Annotated in this window: 1 protein-coding gene, 1 tRNA gene and 1 rRNA gene; 2 read left to right on the top strand and 1 reads right to left on the bottom strand. The window is 27.0% G+C overall.

Going from position 1 to position 1542, the window contains the following annotated elements; translation table 11 throughout:
- Positions 1-94 precede the first annotated feature (94 nt).
- Positions 95-211, top strand: a 5S ribosomal RNA gene (gene rrf / locus BN1711_RS00025).
- Between the two features lie 6 nt (positions 212-217).
- Positions 218-293: transfer RNA gene (locus BN1711_RS00020), tRNA-Lys, on the top strand.
- 68 nt (positions 294-361) lie between these two features.
- Here BN1711_RS00020 and BN1711_RS00015 read toward each other — a convergent pair.
- On the bottom strand, positions 362-958 hold the full coding sequence (locus tag BN1711_RS00015) for a uracil-DNA glycosylase (protein WP_050606186.1): 597 nt from the start codon (positions 956-958) through the stop codon (positions 362-364).
- Positions 959-1542 lie beyond the last annotated feature (584 nt).

The raw sequence follows: 1542 nt of genomic DNA, 5'->3' as shown, positions 1-1542 counted from the left end.
CATGTTTAGCTGACTAATACTAATAGGTCGAGGGCTTGACCAAAATATACTGTGCAATTTTGAGAGAATAATCTCAAAAAAATAAATTAAAATATCTGGTGATTATGGCTTGAAGGTAACACCCGTTCCCATGCCGAACACGAAGGTTAAGCTTCAAAGCGCCAATGGTACTGCAGGGGAGGCTCTGTGGAAGAGTAGGTCGTTGCCAGATATATATGATCTACTAGCTCAGTCGGTAGAGCACATGACTTTTAATCATGGTGTCCGGGGTTCGATTCCCCGGTAGATCACCAAAAGCACTTTGCATGTTTGCAAAGTGCTTTATTATTTTAAAATAATTTTTAAATTAAAAAGCTTTAGATTAGATCTCATCTAAAGCTTTTTTTAAACTATTCCAATCATTTTCATAACTTCTAAGAAATTCATTGCTTCTATTATATATTAAGGATGAAGGATGATACATAGGAAATACATATCTATTTAAACTATCAATGAAGTATTTTTTTCCATGGCATTCCCCAATAGACTTAAAATTTGTTAGTGTCTTCAATGGTACATTTCCTAATGTTATTATTAATTTAGGATTAACTACATTAATTTCATCCATAAGTATAGAACTAAATAAAGAGATTTCTGAAACTTTTGGAGGTCTATTACTAATAGAGATTCTTCCATTAGTAGTTTCTTTAATTTTTATTGGTCTAAAAAAACAGGTATTAGTAATTCTTATATTTTTCCTTTGAAGATTTATAGAATTCAAGTATTTTTCAAAGTTTTTGCCTGCCATTCCTACAAAGGGTTTTCCTTCTTTTACCTCGTTTTTCCCAGGAGCCTCTCCTATAAACATAATATTACATGGTATAGGTCCATCACCAGTTATATATCCATCAATATTATCCCCCTTATATTTTTCAGTTATATCTTTAATTTTTTTTTCTAAATATTCTTCTATTTCCATGCTTATAGACTCCTTTCTTATAGTATTAAATTTTTTAAGATTTTTTATAGATGCTAATTTCTTAAATACAAATATTTTAACAAGTATTTGGCATAGTTTATTTTTATGTTTTTTAAATATAGTTTTTTAATATCTTATTAAAAATATTCTATTTTTTATATTAAGTATAATTTTATCACAACTATTTGTTATAATGTATAATTTAATAATAATAAATAAAATTTAGGTTTATTTATAATAACAACATAACCAAGAGTATCTGTATAACAAAATGAAAGATATATATATATAACAGGAGTAATATCAATATAATTATTAATATTAGTTATTAAACCTATATTACATTAAAATATAGATGATATAATAATCTACGTTGTCTGGTGAGAGCCAAGCAATACAAAGTCTTTTTAGTTATTAAACATAAAAAAATGTATTAACAAAAAAGAATTTGAAAAAGGTGTTGACAAAGAAAAACACTTATGTTATTATAAGAAAGTCGCATGAAGCGACATGGTCTTTGAAAATTAAACAGAGAATAACAAGAAATTTTTCTTGTAACACAGCCAGTAACAAGGTATAAAACC

The sequence above is a fragment of the Clostridium niameyense genome (genome assembly GCF_001243045.1).
GTDB lineage: Bacteria > Bacillota > Clostridia > Clostridiales > Clostridiaceae > Clostridium_F > Clostridium_F niameyense.
Note: the sequence above shows the minus strand (reverse complement) of the source record. Positions and strands in the feature narration are given on the sequence as shown.